This is a genomic window from Megasphaera sp. (genome assembly GCF_047831605.1).
GTDB lineage: Bacteria > Bacillota > Negativicutes > Veillonellales > Megasphaeraceae > Megasphaera > Megasphaera intestinihominis.
This window is the reverse complement of sequence record NZ_CP181255.1, coordinates 621,643-639,635: the sequence shown is the minus strand read 5'-3', so window position 1 is coordinate 639,635 and position 17,993 is coordinate 621,643. Positions and strand designations below refer to the sequence as shown.

16 protein-coding genes are annotated in these 17,993 nt (G+C 55.3%); 15 read left to right on the top strand and 1 reads right to left on the bottom strand.

What is annotated here, in order from left to right; translation table 11 throughout:
• Nucleotides 1–76: 76 nt before the first annotated feature.
• The 14 genes from ACFWUB_RS03170 to ACFWUB_RS03105 all read left to right on the top strand — a co-directional run bounded on the left by ACFWUB_RS03170 (nt 77) and on the right by ACFWUB_RS03105 (nt 14,802).
• Nucleotides 77–478: a hypothetical protein gene (locus ACFWUB_RS03170; RefSeq protein ID WP_020311004.1), complete on the top strand. Its 402-nt coding sequence runs from the start codon at nt 77–79 to the stop codon at nt 476–478.
• Between the two features lie 14 nt (nt 479–492).
• Nucleotides 493–1,803, top strand: a complete 1,311-nt coding sequence (locus ACFWUB_RS03165; RefSeq protein WP_020723987.1) for an NfeD family protein — start codon at nt 493–495, stop codon at nt 1,801–1,803.
• A 14-nt stretch (nt 1,804–1,817) separates the two neighbouring features.
• Nucleotides 1,818–2,867 (top strand): flotillin-like protein FloA, encoded by a 1,050-nt coding sequence (floA, locus tag ACFWUB_RS03160; protein ID WP_292107984.1) that lies wholly within the window; start codon nt 1,818–1,820, stop codon nt 2,865–2,867.
• Between the two features lie 9 nt (nt 2,868–2,876).
• Nucleotides 2,877–3,275 carry a hypothetical protein gene (locus ACFWUB_RS03155; protein WP_292107986.1) on the top strand — a complete coding sequence of 133 codons (399 nt, stop codon included), beginning with the start codon at nt 2,877–2,879 and terminating at the stop codon, nt 3,273–3,275.
• 9 nt (nt 3,276–3,284) lie between these two features.
• Nucleotides 3,285–4,022: an alpha/beta fold hydrolase gene (locus tag ACFWUB_RS03150; protein ID WP_292107988.1), complete on the top strand. Its 738-nt coding sequence runs from the start codon at nt 3,285–3,287 to the stop codon at nt 4,020–4,022.
• 255 nt (nt 4,023–4,277) lie between these two features.
• Nucleotides 4,278–5,765 (top strand): amino acid permease, encoded by a 1,488-nt coding sequence (locus ACFWUB_RS03145; RefSeq protein WP_416184212.1) that lies wholly within the window; start codon nt 4,278–4,280, stop codon nt 5,763–5,765.
• Between the two features lie 646 nt (nt 5,766–6,411).
• Entirely contained in the window at nt 6,412–7,386 is a 975-nt protein-coding gene (locus ACFWUB_RS03140; protein WP_020311010.1) for an asparaginase, read from the top strand.
• A gap of 128 nt (nt 7,387–7,514) precedes the next feature.
• Nucleotides 7,515–8,543 carry an S-layer homology domain-containing protein gene (locus ACFWUB_RS03135; RefSeq protein WP_020311011.1) on the top strand — a complete coding sequence of 343 codons (1,029 nt, stop codon included), beginning with the start codon at nt 7,515–7,517 and terminating at the stop codon, nt 8,541–8,543.
• A 21-nt stretch (nt 8,544–8,564) separates the two neighbouring features.
• Nucleotides 8,565–9,767: an S-layer homology domain-containing protein gene (locus ACFWUB_RS03130; protein ID WP_370856760.1), complete on the top strand. Its 1,203-nt coding sequence runs from the start codon at nt 8,565–8,567 to the stop codon at nt 9,765–9,767.
• A 292-nt stretch (nt 9,768–10,059) separates the two neighbouring features.
• The gene (locus ACFWUB_RS03125) at nt 10,060–10,422 is read left to right on the top strand and encodes a hypothetical protein (protein WP_416184211.1); all 363 of its coding nucleotides are present in this window, start codon (nt 10,060–10,062) and stop codon (nt 10,420–10,422) included.
• Nucleotides 10,423–10,643: 221 nt separating this feature from the next.
• Nucleotides 10,644–11,012: a hypothetical protein gene (locus ACFWUB_RS03120; RefSeq protein ID WP_416184210.1), complete on the top strand. Its 369-nt coding sequence runs from the start codon at nt 10,644–10,646 to the stop codon at nt 11,010–11,012.
• Nucleotides 10,972–11,277, top strand: coding sequence for a transposase (locus tag ACFWUB_RS03115; protein ID WP_416184209.1), 306 nt, complete (start codon nt 10,972–10,974; stop codon nt 11,275–11,277). The genes ACFWUB_RS03120 and ACFWUB_RS03115 overlap by 41 nt, the downstream gene beginning before the upstream one ends.
• Nucleotides 11,278–11,437: 160 nt before the next feature.
• On the top strand, nt 11,438–12,523 hold the full coding sequence (locus ACFWUB_RS03110) for an acyltransferase family protein (protein WP_416184208.1): 1,086 nt from the start codon (nt 11,438–11,440) through the stop codon (nt 12,521–12,523).
• A gap of 188 nt (nt 12,524–12,711) precedes the next feature.
• Nucleotides 12,712–14,802, top strand: a complete 2,091-nt coding sequence (locus ACFWUB_RS03105) for a transposase (RefSeq protein ID WP_416184207.1) — start codon at nt 12,712–12,714, stop codon at nt 14,800–14,802.
• Nucleotides 14,803–14,950: 148 nt separating this feature from the next.
• Here the strand turns inward: ACFWUB_RS03105 and ACFWUB_RS03100 are convergent, their stop codons facing one another.
• Nucleotides 14,951–15,601, bottom strand: coding sequence for an HAD family hydrolase (locus ACFWUB_RS03100; protein WP_292108373.1), 651 nt, complete (start codon nt 15,599–15,601; stop codon nt 14,951–14,953).
• A 145-nt stretch (nt 15,602–15,746) separates the two neighbouring features.
• On the opposite strand from ACFWUB_RS03100, the gene ACFWUB_RS03095 reads away from it, so the two are divergent.
• A complete protein-coding gene (locus ACFWUB_RS03095; RefSeq protein WP_292108372.1) occupies nt 15,747–17,987 on the top strand; it encodes an LPO_1073/Vpar_1526 family protein in 2,241 nt (746 codons plus the stop codon).
• Nucleotides 17,988–17,993: the final 6 nt, after the last annotated feature.

Sequence of the window (17,993 nt, the reverse complement as noted above, 5' to 3'; positions counted from 1 at the left end):
CAGCAGGAGTTTGACAATTCTGTGTAGAATATCTTAAGATAAACTAGTTATATAGAGTTGCTTGGAGGTAGTCAATATGACACTCAGTTTATTTTGGTCGCGTTATACGCTGGAACTTCGGGAACAGCATCTGCGCGATGTCGATGAACTTTATCATTATCTCATTGCCCGGGAACGATGGAACTGGTTCCTGGCCAAGATTCCGGAACAGGCCCAGATCCAGATACTCCGCGGCCACAACCATGGCGAAGATTCCTGGACGTGCCGCAAGTGGCTCGACCACATGCTGGACTGGATCAAGGAGAACAAGCCGCCTGCCGTCTATGATGCCGTCATCGACAAGATTCATATGATTGAAGACAAGCCGATTGAAGAACTAGAAAAACAGGCTGCCCGCAACATTTCGCCGGAAGAGTTGGAAAAACTCCAGCGTGCCGGTTATTTTCAATGTATCGAGGCGCCGAACAAAAGTGAATGAAAGCAGGTGAGGGAATGACCTTTCTATTACGCATGATAACAGCTGCTGTCTTATTCTTTTCCCTGGCAGCTGCCGCACCGGCTGCTGTCGTGCAGGCCGATTCCGTCCGCGTCCTGCCTATTTCCGGTGACATCGACGGCAGCCAGGCCGCCTTTATCCAGCGCGGCCTGCGCCAGGCCGCCGAAGAAGGCGATACGGCCGTCGTCATTACCATCAATACCCTGGGCGGCCGCGTCGACAGCGCCTTGAAGATCCGCGACATGCTCATGGCATCCGACGTGCCGACTATTGCCTATGTCACGTCGCGGGCCTGGTCGGCCGGGGCCCTCATCGCCCTGTCGTGCCGCCATATCATCATGGCGTCGGGCAGCAGCATCGGCGCTGCCGAACCGATTCCCAATACGGAGAAGAACATTGCCGCCCTGAAAGCCGAGTTCAGCGCGACGGCGGCCCAGAATGGCCATAATCCCGGCGTCGCCGAAGCCATGGTCGACAAGTCCCAGGGCTATCCCGACTATGCCGAACCGGGGAAGATACTGGCCTTATCCGACGGCCAGGCCAGGGAACTCAACGTGTCCGACGGCTCGGCCGATACGTTGTCCGAAGCCCTGGCCCTGTACAGCTTGGGCGATGCCCGCCTGACCTATGTCGACAAGGACTGGCGTGATGACGCCGTCGGCATCTTGCAGAATCCCTATGTCCGCACGGTCTTCGTCGCCCTGATCATCGCCGCCTTGCTGGCAGAAATCAAGATGGCCGGCATCGGCGCCGGTATTGCTACGGCCTTCGTCTTCGGCGGCCTGCTGCTCCTGTCGGGCAACGAGTCCCTGGCCGACGGCCTGAAAATCGTCGCCGCCTTCCTGGTTAGTCTGCTCTGCATCGGCCTGGAACTGGCGTCGCCTGGCGTCGGCATCTTTGGCCTGGCCGGCGTCGTCCTCTTGTTCGGCAGCCTGTTCTTCATGCTGGGAGCCACGTATGAGGCCGTCTACATCCTGGCCGGCGGGACGGTCCTGGCCATCATATTGTTCTATATCGTCGGCAAGCATTTGCCCAAGAGCCGGCTTTTTGAAAAATTGACCCTCAAGAACCGTTCGACGAAAGAAAAGGGATATACGGCCCAGGCCGATTACAGCAAATATCTCTATGAACGGGGCAAGACCATTACCATTCTGCGTCCGTCCGGGACGATCCGCATCGGCAAAGAGCGCGTCGATGCCACGGCCAACGGCACGTTCATCGGCCGCGACGTCATCGTCCGCGTGGTCAAAGTCGAAGGCAGCCGCGTCGTCGTCGAACCGGAACCGGAACGCCATCCCAAACACTGAGAAGGAGGTATCTTATGTCTATCGTATCCTTTTTGGCAGTGCCTGTCATCATCATCGTGGCCGCTGTCATCATCGTATCCCTGTTCCTGCACTTCGTGCCCATCGGTTTGTGGATTTCGGCCATGGCCGCCGGCGTATCCGTCGGCATCGTCAACCTCATCGGCATGCGCCTGCGCCGGGTCATCCCGTCGAAGATCATCCTGCCCCTGGTCAAGGCCAACAAGGCCGGCCTCGATGTCAACGTCAACCAGCTGGAAGCCCATTACCTGGCCGGCGGCGACGTCGACCGCGTCGTCGATGCCCTCATTGCCGCCCATCGGGCGACGATGTCCCTGACCTTTGAACGGGCCTGCGCCATCGACCTGGCTGGCCGCGACGTCCTGGAAGCCGTCCAGATGAGTGTCAATCCCAAGGTCATCGAAACGCCGTTCATCTCGGCTGTCGCCCAGAACGGCATCGAACTGAAAGTCCGGGCCCGGGTCACGGTCCGCGCCAACATCGACCGCCTCGTCGGCGGTGCCGGTGAAGCGACGGTCATCGCCCGCGTCGGCGAAGGCATCGTCACCAGTGTCGGCTCGGCACGGGACCATTCGCTGGTCCTGGAAAACCCTGATGAAATCAGTAAGACCGTCCTCAGCAAGGGCCTCGACGCCGGGACGGCCTTTGAAATCTTGTCCATCGATATTGCCGACGTCGACGTAGGCCGCAATATCGGCGCCCGCCTGCAGACGGACCAGGCCGAAGCGGACAAGCAGATCGCCCAGGCCAAGGCCGAAGAACGGCGGGCCATGGCTGTGGCCAAAGAGCAGGAAATGCAGGCCTATACCCAGGAAATGCAGGCCAAAGTCGTCGAAGCCCAGGCCGAAGTCCCGTTGGCTCTGGCCCAGGCCCTGCGCGAAGGCAAGTTAGGCGTCATGGACTATTATAATATGAAGAATATCATGGCCGACACGGACATGCGCGCCGCTGTTGCCCAGGCCGGCGTCCCCAAGACCCAGTCGGTCCCGACGGGGCAGGACAGCCACCACGACGACCGCGGTCCGGCAGGCCATAGTGAAAAGTAGGTGAGCCTTATGGATATGTTATGGCTCATCGTGGCCTTCGCTCTCATGGCGATCCTGCCGGACCTGCTGCGGCGTCGCCGCCGCTATCCCAGGCGGAAAGGGCCGATTCCCGTGCCGCCGCGGCGTAAACCCGCACCGGCCAAGGCGCCGGCTCCGGCTGAAACCGGGGAAGATGCGGCTGGGAACGAGATTTCCGCACAGGAAACGACAGCTCCGGCACAGCCGCCCATCGTGCCGGCTGCCGTGCCGGCCCGTCCGGCTATAGCTCCCGTATCGGTGCCGCACCGCGTCCGGCCCGCGGCCTGGAGCCAGCTGACGCCGCAGGCGCGGGAGCTCTACGCCGGCTTCGTCTGGTCGGAGATATGGCAGGAACCGCTGGCTTACCGCCGGCGATTAATTAAAAAATAGAGAGGATTTATGGAAATGATTCAAGAAAAACAAGTAGGTATCAAGGGTATCCCCGGTCTGGTCATTACGTCCGGTGAAAAAGCGAAAGGCGTCGTTCTGTTCTATCATGGCTGGTCGTCGCAGATAGAATTCCAGGCCGTCCGCGGCCGCATCCTGGCTTCCTATGGCTACGACGTCGTCATTCCCGACGCTGTCAACCATGGCCACCGCGGCACGCTGGACTATGAATCGAAAGTCGTATACCCCGATTTCTGGCAGACCATCTTCCAGAACCTGACGGAAGTACCGGTCATGCTGGAATATATACAGGAAAACTGGCCTGATACGCCCATCGCCGTCATGGGCCATTCCATGGGCGGCTTCACGGCCTTAGGGGCTGTGAGCCTTTTCAGGGAATTCAAGACGGCTGTCGTCATGAACGGCTCCGGTTGGTGGGATGAATCGGACCGCCGCTTCCGGGCAGCCCTGCACATCGAAAAGCCGCGGGCCTACCGTTTCATACAGATGCAGTTCGCCGCCATGGATCCCTATACGCATATGGACCGCCTCAGCGGCCGGTCCCTCTTGTCCCTCCGCGGCGGTGCCGATGATGTCGTCGACGGGGCTGCCCAGGAACTCTATCTGGAAAAACTGGCCCAGCGCGATGACGTCAAGACCCAGTCCATCGTCTACGATGATCTCGGTCATTTCGTCACGACCAACATGATGGGCGATGCCGTCAACTGGCTCCAGGCAGAACTCCATTAAAGAAAAACTGAGGTTTGCTTAAAAATAATAAGAGGTAAAACCTTTTTCTGTGGAAAATATTAAAATAATTATCGACATACACTTTACAAATTTAAAAATACGAGTATAATGTATATATAAACAGAAACCGCAAGGGCGCGGAAACGTAAGAATCAGTAATCTTTCTGATAGAAATGATTCGTTTCCACCGTTGCGGTTTTTATATTTTTATTGTTATCATTTATAATCAGGGGATGTATAACAGGAGGGATAGGTATGTCAAAGAATATTTTCCGAACGAAAAGCATCAACCAGTTCCTGTCGGAAACGAAACAGGACGGCGGCATGAACCGCGTCCTGGGGACTTTCGGCCTGACCATGCTGGGCATCGGCTGTATCGTCGGCACAGGGATCTTCGTCCTGACCGGCATTGCCGCCGCCAATTACTCCGGCCCGGCCCTGGTCATTTCCTTCATCATCGCCGCACTGGCCTGCGGCTGTGCTGCACTTTGCTATTCTGAATTCGCCGCCATGATTCCCGTAGCCGGCAGCGCCTATACGTACGGCTACGTAGCCTTAGGCGAATTTTGGGCCTGGGTCATCGGCTGGGATTTGATTTTGGAATACACCCTGGCCTTGAGCGCCGTGTCCATCGGCTGGTCCGGCTATTTCGGCAATATCCTGACCAATCTGGGATTGGCTCTGCCGAAAGAATTCATTACGGCGCCGGAAGAAGGGGGCCTCATCAATCTGCCGGCTATGGCCATCATCTGGATCATCACCTTGATCAACATGAAGGGCATCACCCAGAGCTCCCTGGTCAATGACATCATCGTCGTCATCAAGCTGGCTGTCGTCGGCCTGTTCATCGCCCTCGGCATCAGCCACGTCGAACCGGCCAACTGGACGCCGTTCATGCCTTATGGCTGGTCCGGTGTCTTCACAGGCGCTTCGGTCATCTTCTTTGCTTACATCGGCTTCGACGCCGTCTCGACGGCTGCTGAAGAAGTCAAGAACCCGCAGAAAGATTTGCCTCGGGGCATCATCTTATCGCTCATCATCTGCACGATTCTCTACATTGCCGTATCGGCCATCCTGACCGGCATGGTCCCGTACTTACAGTTCAAGACGACGGCCGCTCCTGTTGCCTATGCACTGCAGCTCGTCGGCTATCATTGGGGTGCCGCTGCCGTCTCCGTCGGCGCTATCTGCGGCCTCACGTCGGTCCTTCTGGTCATGAGCCTCGGCCAGAGCCGTATCCTCTTCGTCATGTCCCGCGACGGCCTGCTGCCGCGCTTCTTCGGTCACATCAATAAGACGACCAAGACGCCGGTCCGCAGCTCCTTGTTGGTCGCCATCGTGTCGTCCATCCTGGCCGGCCTCGTACCTATCGGCATCGTCGCTGAAATGGTCAACATCGGCACGCTGGCAGCCTTCATCATCGTATCGGCATCGGTCATCGTCCTCCGCAAAAAAGCGCCGGACCGCGTTCGCCCGTTCCGCTGCCCCTGCGTACCGCTGGTACCGATCCTGTCGATCCTCTTCTGCGGTATCCTGGTCATCATGCTGCCGACAGTCACGCAGATCCGCTTCATCGTATGGCTGGCCATCGGCCTGGTCATCTACTTCGGCTATGGCTATAAGCACAGCATCATCACCAAAGCCCAGAAAGGCACGCTGAACGCAGCCCCTGCGGCCGCTGCTGGTGAAACAGCCAGAGTACCTTCGGTCCACGAAGGCGCTCACTCCACTATTGAACACTGACGCATTCTATATATCGACAGAAAAAGACCCGCCCTCTCCCCTGGCCGGGTCTTTTTCTTGCCGTCAGCTGCCAGCCGCCCGCCCTTTGGGCGTCCCCTACGCACAAGGCCGCCGGCCGTGTGTCTTTTGCGGCCTGCCATCTGCGGACTGCGGCCTGCGCTCATTTCCATCGCCTGCATGCGATTTCGTAGGGGCCGTCCCAAAGGGCAGCCCGTTTCAGGATAGGTGTGGTTTCCCCAGCTAGCCCGCCAGGTACCGACCAGCGGGAGGGGAAGGGGGCCAGAACGGACAGCCGTGGCTGGCGGCCCGCAGGCTTCTTGTTAAAAAGCAACCTCTCAGTCAGCTGCGCTGACAGCTCCCCTAGCAGGGGAGCCGGGCCACGAACCACGAGCCGCGGGCCACGAACCACGAGCCACGAGTCCCTAACCCCTAACCGCTAACCGCTAGCCCCTAACCCCTAGCCCCTAACCACTAGTCACAAGGCGGGCCGCCTAGCCTCTGCTGTCCGTTCCAGCAACCATCTTGCGCCTTCCGTTGGTCGGCACCCGATGGGCTGGAAAGACTTCAGGACGGCCCCTACTAGCCACTAACCCCCCATTTGTGGTAAAGTAGAACCATATCATCATTGCAGAGGGGAGCTATGAGAATGGAAAAAAAGAAGATATATGTACTGGCCTGTGGCGGGACGATTGCCGGCAAGGCCGCGTCGGCCGATGACCTGACGGGGTATGCTGCCGGTCAGACGTCGATAGATGAACTGCTGGAAGCCGTGCCCCAGCTGGCTGATTATGCCGACGTGCAGGGCGAACAGTTCTGCAACATCGACAGCTCGGATATGACCGAAGCTTTATGGCTGTCCCTGGCCAATCGGGTCCAGGAAGTAGCCGACCGGGAAGACGTGGACGGTATCGTCATCACTCACGGCACGGATACGATGGAGGAAACGGCGTATTTCCTCGACCTCACGGTCCACACCATCAAGCCCGTCGTCCTTACGGGTTCCATGCGGCCGGCGACGGCCATCAGTGCCGACGGTCCGCTGAACCTCCTGGAAGCGGTCCAGGCCGCGTCCTGGCCGGACCTGGGAAAATACGGTGTCGTCATCGTCATGAACAGCACCGTCCACAGCGCCCGCTTCGTCGAAAAGACCGATACGACCCATGCCGATACTTTTAAAGGCCGCCAGATGGGCTGCCTGGGCTATATGCAGGACGGCCGGCCCCGCCTGTACCAGCAGCCCCTGCGCAAGCATACGTGGTCGTCGGACCTGGCCGCTCCTAAAGAACTGCCAGCCGTCGCCATCGTCTATGCCTATGTCGGCCTCACCGCTGACGACGTACGCCGCCTGGCCCAGGGGAAAGCGGGACTGGTCATCACGGGTCTCGGTCATGGCAAGATGCCCGAACTGGTCTGGCAGGCCTTGCAGCCCTTGATGGAACAGGGGCTGGTCGTCGTCCGGGCTGCCCGCGCCCTGGGCGGCATGGTCACCCAGGTCCCGGCTTATGACGGGACGGTCACAGCCGATTCCCTGACGCCGCAGAAGGCCAAGATCCTCTTGCAGCTGGCCCTGGCCCACACGACGGACCGGGAAAAAATACAGGCCATCTTCGACGCCTATTGAGGCCTGCAAATCACGGCTCTATGCCTTCCCTAATAGGGCGGGGTGTGATAAAATAAATAAGATATGAAACATAGGTATGCAATCCATGTATCCTTTACGACACTGACATAGATAGGAGCGAATGAATCATGAACAAGTACAAAAAATTGATGGTCCTTACGGCCCTGACAGCCGCCCTCGGCACGTCGGCTTTTGCCGCATCGACGGGGATTACGGATATCAGCAATTATTGGGGCAAAGACGCTATCCAGTATTTTTATAACCAGCACTACATCAGCGGCACGAACGGCCAGTTCCGTCCGAACGAAGACATTACCCGTGAAGGCGCAGCTGCCATCATCAACAACATGATCGGTGAAGATTCCAAAGTCAAGACGACCAACTTCAGCGACGTCAAAGGCCGCTGGTCCGAACGGGCCATCGCCTCGCTGGTCGACAAACAGATCATGAGCGGTTACAGCAACGGCACGTTCAAACCGGAACAGAAGATCACCCGCGAAGAATTTGCTGTCATCGCTTACAACTACATGACCTATAAGGGCATGAGCACCCTCGAAGGGGCCGCTCCCTATGCCGACGAAGCCAAGATTTCCAGCTGGGCCCGTCAGGCCGTCGACGCCCTGGCCGCTGCCGGTTACATGAAGGGCGGTAACTACAACATGTTCAACCCGAAACAGTATGTCACCCGCGGTGAAGCCGTCAACGTTCTCTACCGCATCCTGACCGGCGTCAAGGAAACGACGCAGAGCCAGGACGGCCTGGAATCCAAGGCCTTCAAGGATATCAAAGACGTCTACGGCTCAATCAAAGCCTTTGCATCTGACGGCATCATGTACTGGCAGGGCGACAAGCTCCACATCGGCGTCAAAGACCCGAAGAACAAACAGAAACTGGCCGATGCCATTGCTGCCGACAAGGATATCCCGGCCGAATCGGTCTATGTCCAGAAATCGACGTACAGCTATGACGACTATAAGAACCTCATGGCCCAGGCCGAAAAAATTTACAAGGCTACGGAAGCGACGAATGCTACCGTTTCGACGGAACCGGATTACCTCAATGAAAAAGTCGTCCTCACAGTCAGCTCCATTTCCAAAGAAACACAGAACAACCTCAATAAAGCCCTGGGCAGTGCCCTTCGCATCGTCATTCAGTAATCGCAGCAGAGGAGGATTTCCATGGTACGGAATAAAATCGCTGCCATCCTGGCAGCTGCGGCCATCTTGTCCGTCAGTGCCGTTTCGGCCGATGCCCCTTATACAGACCTGGGCAGCCTGACCGACCGCGCGGCTGTCGATTACCTCTATGATACGCAGTGCCTGACCTTCATCACAGGGGATACCTTTGAGCCAAACCGGGTCCTGACCCGCGGCGACCTGGCCCAGCTGCTCTATAATTCGGCAGCCAATATCCCCCTGGCACCGGTGGAAGCGGCCGGTGCCCACGATGTGCCGTCGGGCACGGCTGGTGATGCCATGAACAGCGTCGCCGCCCAGGGTATCCTGGCAGGCTATCAGGATGGGAATTTCCATCCCGAAGAACCGGTGAGCCGCGAAGAATTTGCCGACGTCATCTACCGCTACTTGCAGTACAATCAGCTGGCCGACCCGGACCAGGCCGTCAAGCCCTATGCCGATGCCGCGTCGATTGCGCCGGCTTACGCCAGGGCCATCGACGTCCTGCACAGCAAGAACATCATGGTGCCGGCAGATAACTATTTCCATCCCAAAGAAGGCATGACCCGGGCCGATGCCGCCCAGGTATTTTACCGCCTCATGCACTCCGACGGGGACTATACGTCTCATGTCCAGGTCGAATCGCAGCTCATCAAGGCCATCAATGCCGAATACGGCTCAGTGCCGATCTACTTCCGCAGCGGTACGATGTACTGGGATGGCGATACGCTGGTCCTGGGCATCAAAGGCGCTCCCAGCAAATACTTGCAGCAGCGCATCAACACGGACGTAGCCAAACCGCAGGCCGTCAAGATACGCCGCGTATCCCTGAGCCACAGCGATTACAGCCAGCTCATGAATAAGGCCATCCATTGCGTCGTCGACAACGAAGGCGTCCAGAACTACGTCGGCGCCCTGCCGGACTACGTCAATGAACAAGTCGTCCTCACCGTCCGCCATCCCGTCAGCAAGGCGACGCTGGCTGAACTGGCCAAACGCGTCGGCGCCGGCCGGGTCCGCCTGGAAACGGCTCCCATCGCCGGGAAAGCTCCCATCGTCCAGGTAGCCGGACAGACAGACACTGCGGAAGAAGCCCCTGTGACGACAGAAAACACGAAAAAAGAAACGAAACAACTCTATTCCAAACTCTTAGACGACGCCACATCGAGCGCCATCACCTCCGTCCAGAACGATGTGATGAAGTGATTTGTAGGGGACGCCCAAAGGGCGTCCCGCAGGCCGCAGTTCGCAGGCCGCAAAAAAAAGCTGTCCTCATAGGACAGCTTTTTTTTACGCTAGCCACGAGCCACGAGCCACTAACCACGAGCCACTACCCCCTAGCCCCAAGGCGGGCCGCCCTTTGGGACGGCCCCTACGAGTGAAGTGGTAAACTAAAACTGGACACTAAGGGGGTAGAAAATGGGCATGTACAAGCGTATCATGAATGCTAAGAAATGTCCGTTTTGAATCATTTTCCCTTTTAGTCAGGAGGTTTGCCATGAAATACACACCGGAAGAGCGGCTGGACATCGGCCGTAAGACCTACCATAACGAGCTCACTCGTTACGAAGCTGCTTCCATCTACGGTATCAGTGCAGAAACCGCGAGAAGCTATATGCGAGAGTATCGTGACACGTCTCACTTGCCGCCAAAGAAAGCTCACGAGCATCCCTGCCATATTCACACGGAAACCGTCTTGCCAGAATCCTGGGAAAGTTATCAGAATATGTCCAAAGATGAGCTCTTGGATGAGTTAATCAAATCGAAAGTCAACGAGGCTCGCTTAAAAAAAGGGTACATCGTGAAGGGGAGTGGTGCGCACAAGGAATATTTTCGGCTCGTCAAGAAGAATACCAAATAATCGCGGAGCTTTCCGGACAAGTCCCAGTAAAACGGCTTTGCCGGATCATGGGGATTCAGCGGAGCAGCTTCTACAACTGGCGCCATTCCTGCATGCACCCATCAAAGCGGAGGACAGCATTCCTTCAGAACATCACCTTGTTTCTCTGTTACCATAAGAAATTTCCGTCACATGGATATCGTTGGTTGAATGCTAAGATTCGCCTGGATACAGGTCGGGTCATGTCGAATCCCTATGCACATAAATGCTGCAAGGCGGTTGGTATCAAGAGCGAAAGCCGGCGCTGTCATTACTGGAAACCCGGTGCCAGGGATCGCGTATTCCCCAATCTGTTAATGGCTGGACTCAATATTACCGGACCACTGCAGTGTGTGGTGAGTGATATGATAGCCTTCCGGGTGAAGGACGAATATTATGAACTGACGCTGTACATGGATTTTTGGAATAATGAGATTCTGGCGTATTCCCTTTCAAGCAAACGCGGTGACCGGGAAACGTATCTGAGCGGCCTGCGGGACATCCTGGAGCTGAAAGCAAAATGCCCGCAGGATGGTCCTGCACACGAACCAGGGCTCTGTCTACGCCTCTAAGGCCTTTAACGAGCTGCTTCCCATGTACAATATCCAGCACTCCATGTCACGGGCCGGAACGCCGACAGATAACGCAGCGATGGAGTCCATCAATGGCTGGATCAAGACCGAGCTCTCCGTGGATTTCCATCTTGAAGATAAGACAGACGTCCCCAAGAGCGTAGCCCGATACGTCCAGTTCTTCAATGAAGAGCGACCAGCTTATTCCTTAGGGTACTTAACACCACGACAGTATCGTGAACAATACGGAGCTGTCCAAACTTAGGATTGAATCTGAAAAAAATTTTGTTTTTTGTGTCCAGTTTTTGTTGACTAGTGCACTTCGTTTTGTCTTGCGGGGGGGGGACATATATGCTATACTTTCTTATGTTCACATGAATTTCACAGAAATCAAATTCATAGTAAGGAAGTGTACTGGAAGACAAATGAATACAATAGGACAAGTAAATACTCGCTATAACGGCTTTGATATCGCTAAGTTCATCATGGCCATTTTTGTAGTGACACTACATGCACATCCACTCTTAGATATATCCTTTAATCTGAACTATGCTGTAACAAACGGGTTGACACGGGTGGCAGTACCGTACTTTTTTATGGCCTCTGGCTTTCTTCTCTTCCGTAAGATGTCATTTCACGAATTGGATATGCCGCGGATAAAGAAATATCTCATCCATATCTTCCGATTGTATATAGTTTGGACAATCATCTATTTGCCTATTATTATCTATACAGGTGTCTTGAAGCCTGATAGGGGAATCTTGCATGGAGCAGTGAGGGTGGTTCGAGACACCATTATGGTAGGCTCCTATTTGCAGTTATGGTTCTTACAGGCGTTGCTTGTCGCAGCTATCCTAGTGACAACACTGCTGTACCTCAAGATCAGTATCAGGAAAATCTTCATGCTGACCTTGTTCGGGTACATGATTGCAGTCATAGGTGTTCAGTACTATACAATTTTCGACTGCATTTTCCCTGAAGGTAGTATGGGGTATAAAGCCTTTAAGGCATTACGGCTTATATTTGTTACGCCGCGCAATGGTATCTGCTTCGGTGCGCTGTACTTCTTTATGGGAGCATATCTGTCACAAAAGACATGTGATATCCCTATCCGGCGACTGAAACAGTACATTGCCGTGTTCTTTGTCCTATTGATGATAGAGGCAATGGGGAGTAGTTTCTTCGGCCTGACAAAAATCAGCTATTCTCATGATTGCTACATTTTCTTAGTGCCGCTTACATACTATACCTTCTTGTATACAAAAGCTGTCAAACTAAAAGATTCTCCCATTTTTGGATACCTTAGAAAGCAGAGTATGTTCGTCTTTTACATCCATGCATGGTGGCTCTTCCTGGCTGGAATCGCTTTCGGCGGTTCGAAGCATGCTTTTGTTCATTTGGGGTCGATGGGAATCTACCTGATAGCGTTATCTCTGTCTTTTTTGTCGAGCCACATCATCATCGTGTTGAGTAAAAAAGAGCGTTTTTCATATCTGAAATATTTGTCTTGATGTTCAAAGAAGCCGCTTTATAAGCGGCTTCTTTCATTGTCTCTATGTTTTGTCGAAACCATTACATCTCGCTACGATAAATCTGTATGAATACAGCAGTTTACAGCTTTTAAGACATAATAAAATCACGTAGCTCCTGCAGGTGTATAATAGATTCACCACAAACCAAACACGAGAGGTGCTACGTGATGTCTCAATTATACACCAGTCAGTCGACAGTTGACAAACTCCTGACGATTTTTTCTTCCTTGTTTCCCGCTGCGACGAGGCCGACGCGCCATTTGCTGGCATGGTTACTCATTGCTCAACTGGCTCTGGAGTCGGCGCCGTCGGTGCGCTGCCTGTTCCGGCAGTTCCTGTCGAAGCAGACGGACGCATCGCTCAACAGCTATTACCGCGCCCTTGGCAACAGACTTGTTACGGATGCGTCCATTCGCCAAGCCTTGGCGTTACGGGCGCTTACCATAGTGCCTGGGGCGCTGTGGCAGGAGCCTATCTTGCTCAGCGTGGATGACACAACTATTGCCAAGTGGGGCAAGCACTTCGACGGAGTGGGCATCCTGTACGACCACGCCAAGCACGAAGGCAAGTCCTATTTCAATGGACATGCCTTCGTCAGCCTGACGATGAGCGTGCCGGTCCTTCATGAGAATGCAGGCAAGTCGCAAATCCGCTATGTAGCGGTGCCGATTGGCTACATCATGAGCAACGGCGAGGTCTCGAAGCTGACACTTGCCTGCCAACTTCTCGATGAAGTCATGCCAATCCTTGAAAAGCGCCAGGTCATCCTGCTCTTTGACAGTTGGTACGCCAAGCGTGAACTGATCTCGCGTGCGCTCAGTTACCCGAATCTCAACGTGATTTGCAATGCACGTCGCGATACAGCCATCTTTGAGCTGCCAACTTCGACGGCAGGCCGCCGCGGCCGTCCGCCAAAGTACTGCAGGCGCTTGAAGCTGGACGAGATTCCCGTTGCGCCCGAGAACTACCCTTACAAAATGGATGGTTATCTTGTCTCCCACCAGCTGGTGAAGACACACATCTTTGGTGATCGAACCGTCCATGCCTATGTGACCCTGAGCAAGAGCGGTTCTCGCCGTCTCTTTTTCAGCACCGTGGACCCGATGGCCCTGCACATGAGTATTGCTTGGCAGGAAAGCAAGACCCTCCGTGACACCAGCTCCAAGCTCATGACGTTTTACCCGCTCAAGCTCTACAAGCTTCGCTGGGTCATTGAGACGAATTACTACGAGCAGAAGATGTTTTGGGAGCTTGGCAGTTACAAAGTTCGCACAAAGACTGCGATTGAGCATCTGCTGAACCTGACGAATGCCGGGCACGCTCTCATGAAGATCCTGCCGTACGAGGACGAGAAACTAAGCACCTACCAGGACAAGAGCCCACAAGAGCTGCGGCACGCGCTGAGTCGACAGATCCACAAGGAAGTATTTTTCGCCACTTTGGTGTCCAAAGCCCAAAGTAACATAAATTCAAGCGCATTGCTCAAAGCCTTGCAAAGCATTGGCTTGGGGCGATTCGCAAGCGGCTTAAAAGCTGTAAACTGCTGTTACCATAAGAAATTTCCGTCACATGGATATCGTTGGTTGAATGCTAAGATTCGCCTGGATACAGGTCGGGTCATGTCGAATCCCTATGCACATAAATGCTGCAAGGCGGTTGGTATCAAGAGCGAAAGCCGGCGCTGTCATTACTGGAAACCCGGTGCCAGGAATCGCGTATTCCCCAATCTGTTAATGGCTGGACTCAATATTACCGGACCACTGCAGTGTGTGGTGAGTGATATGACAGCCTTCCGGGTGAAGGACGAATATTATGAACTGACGCTGTACATGGATCTTTGGAATAATGAGATTCTGGCGTATTCCCTTTCAAGCAAACGCGGTGACCGGGAAACGTATCTGAGCGGCCTGCGGGACATCCTGGAGCTGAAAGCAAAATGCCCGGATTGCAAGATGGTCCTGCACACGAACCAAGGCTCTGTCTACGCCTCTAAGGCCTTTAACGAGCTGCTTCCCATGTACAATATCCAGCACTCCATGTCACGGGCCGGAACGCCGACAGATAACGCAGCGATGGAGTCCATCAATGGCTGGATCAAGACCGAGCTCTCCGTGGATTTCCATCTTGAAGATAAGACAGACGTCCCCAAGAGCGTAGCCCGATACGTCCAGTTCTTCAATGAAGAGCGACCAGCTTATTCCTTAGGGTACTTAACACCACGACAGTATCGTGAACAATACGGAGCTGTCCAAACTTAGGATTGAATCTGAAAAAAATTTTGTTTTTTGTGTCCAGTTTTTGTTGACTAGTGCAGAGCCACGAGCCACTAACTCCTAGCCCCTAACCCCTAGCCCCAAGGCGGGCCGCCCTTTGGGACGGCCCTTACGAGCCACGAGCCACGGAACCTCATACTCCGAAGAGTTCTCCCAATTCTTCCCGCGTGTCGATGAGGTATGTCGGCTGGAGGGATTCCAGGAAGTCCCGGTCGCGGAAGCCCCAGGTGACCAGGGCTGCGTCGAGGCCGGCGTTATCGGCTGTTTCTTTGTCGACTTCCGAGTCGCCGACGTAGATGGCGTCGTCTTTGGCACAGCCCAGGCGCTTCAGGGCTTCCCAGACCATGTCCGGAGCCGGCTTTTTGCGGTACATCGGCGTTTCACCCAAGGAGAAATCGACATAGTCTTTGAAGTATTCATCGTGCAGTTCCGATACGGCACCTTGGCCTTTGTTGGAGACGATAGCCATGTGGTAGCCGGCCGCCTTGAGCCGGCCCAGGACCTGGGGAATGCCGTCGTAGGGAAAGGTCGTCGTCTGGCAGTGGGCGCTGTAATAGGCGATGAACTTTTCCGTCATCGTCCGCCGCAGGGATTCCGGCGCGTCCGGTGCGGCTTTGTCGATGAAGCCGTCGTAGCCGAAGCCCAGGCAGGGACGGATGGCATCCTGCGTCAGGGCAGGCAGGCCGTGACGGGCAAAAACATAGTTCAGGCTTTTCGTCAATTCGTCCAGCGTGTCCAGGACGGTGCCGTCCATGTCGAAGACGATGGCTTTATATTTTTCCATGAAAAAGACTCCTTTGAAGGACAAAAAATCAGTTTACTCTTTTATTATACGAAAGTGCGAATTAATCGGCAATAGGGAGTAGCTCATGCCGTCATCTTATGCTACAATGGGGAAAGAAGTTTGATAAAATAGAGGAGAGGATGACATGACAAACTTTTTGCCGTACGCTATCATAGCGGGCATAGCAATCGTCTTTTTTGTAATTTGTTATATTATGTATTCCGGCGGAGGGCACTCCGAGAGTAGTCCCCAAACGGAGAAGAAAGGGAACACGAAGACGAAGACGCGCTACGACGGCGAGCCGCAGCCGCTGCGCAGGGTCCAGCACCGCAGCCCGGCAACAGTTAAGCATGCCAGACAATTACCGAAGGAAGCGGACGACGAAGAAACAGCCCCCTTGCCGCAGGTCCCGAAAATGACGCTGGGCGAACGGCGGGAGCATCCGGAAGAAACGGCCTTTGTCACGACCAAAGGCGAAGCCGTCCGCCGCAATAGCCGAATCGTCTATAAAGAAGCTCCCAAAGCCCAGGAACCTCCGGTCCACAAGGGCCCCAATGCGGATGACCTCGATGCGACGCGCGTCCTGTCCCGCGATGAAATCCTGGAAGCCATGGAAAAGGTAGACAAAGAAGAAGCCGCTGCCTATAAGGCCCGCGAGGAAGAAGCCAAACTAGCCCGTCAGCGCCAGGCCGAACAGGAAAAAGAAGCCCAGGAACAGCAGCTGGCCCGCAACCGGGAACGGCGCGAACAGGCCCGCCGCGAAGCCGCTGCGGCCAAGGAAGCCAATGCCCGCCGGGAAGAACGGGCACGCTGGGCCGAAGAAGTAGCCCAGACCGAAGAAGACAAGCCGCCCCTGGCTGATATGGCCGCCATCGTCTCGGCTGACCTGGCCGCTAAAGATGGCGGCGCCGCCCCGGCCGCCAGGAAACAGGCTGCCCCGGCAGCTGAACCGGCAGCATCTGAAACAGAAGCGCCGAAAGACACGCACCGCAAGCACATTCTCCGCGACGTCATGGCCGAAACGGCCAAAGCCGCCGGCACAGCCAAAGCCGTCACCGACGCACCGGCTGCCGCCAAGAAACGGGCCGTATCCGAAGCGACACAGGTCCTGGAAGGACCTGTCGTCAGCGAAGGCATGAAAGCCGTCGCTTCCCAGCTGGAACAGACCCAGCGCATGGAACCGATCCACATCGACTCGGCCATGACGGCCAAGAAGAAAGCCGTCCCGGAAGAAACGATGGTTATGCCGCCCATCCGGGCCCACAAGTCCCAGGAAAAAGCGACACCTGTCGTCAAGCCGGCACCGGTCGTCAAACCGTCCCAGACGTCGTGGGATTCCAATACGTCCGGGACCGATACGCGCAACCCGTCACTGGGCAATGCGCCGCACTATGCGTCCGTATGGGAATCGGAAAGCACTGTCGATTCGCCTGTCGTCCGCCAGTGCGTCTCTCACTTCCTGCGCCAGTACGGCGTCGTTTCACCGGAACTGCAGCAGCAGACGGAATACATCACGTCGGCGGCCTTTGACCAGATCGGCTGCCAGACCGATACGGAACGGCAGCAGGCCCTGGCACCGCTCATCGTCCAGGAAGCCTTGCAGAACGTCCAGAAAGCCTATGCCGCTCATCCCGATGATTACGTCGGCACCATTGCCCTGCAGGCCTTTTACGATATCGTCCACTGCTCGCCCATTTCGACGCGCCATCTGGTCGCCATCGATGCCTTGAAGGTCATGCCCTATTTGACCCAGGGCCATTACCAGATCCTGGCGATTCTCTTATTGTTCCTGTATTCGCGCAACTCCCATAACGTCGACAAGGATTCGTTCTGCCGCTATATCGACAAGTACGTCTATCCCTTCCTGGATGGATTCCCGACGGAACGGCCTTACTACCAGCAGCTCGATTACTTGCACTGCACGGCTTTTGAAGCCAAGGAAACGCATTTTGCCGAAATCCTGTCCGATTCGTATCCGCTCTTGTTCCGCTACCGCGGTTTCACAGAAGAAGAATTGCGCAAAGCCCTCAAAGGCAAGCGCATCCCCGATGAATTCATCGTCCCGTCCTTCAATTCGCCACTGGTCAAACTGGCCATGGTCGATGAAAGCATGGCCAAACGCTTCTTCCGCATGACCGGCATCAACGACCGCAACATGCAGGACCACATCCTGCGCCTGGCCAAGAAACGCCCGGCCAACTTCAGCGGCGAAGAAGCCCTGGACATCATGGAAGATATTTCGCCGGTCCTGGCCGACTTGGGCGATATCTGGGACAGCTCGCTGCTGCGCGTATCGACGCTGTCGCTCCTGGGCCTGTACTTGGCTCAGGGCTTCGTCAAGGAAATCATTGGCGAAGAATTCGATTTGTCCCGCTGGTTTGAATAAGGAGCA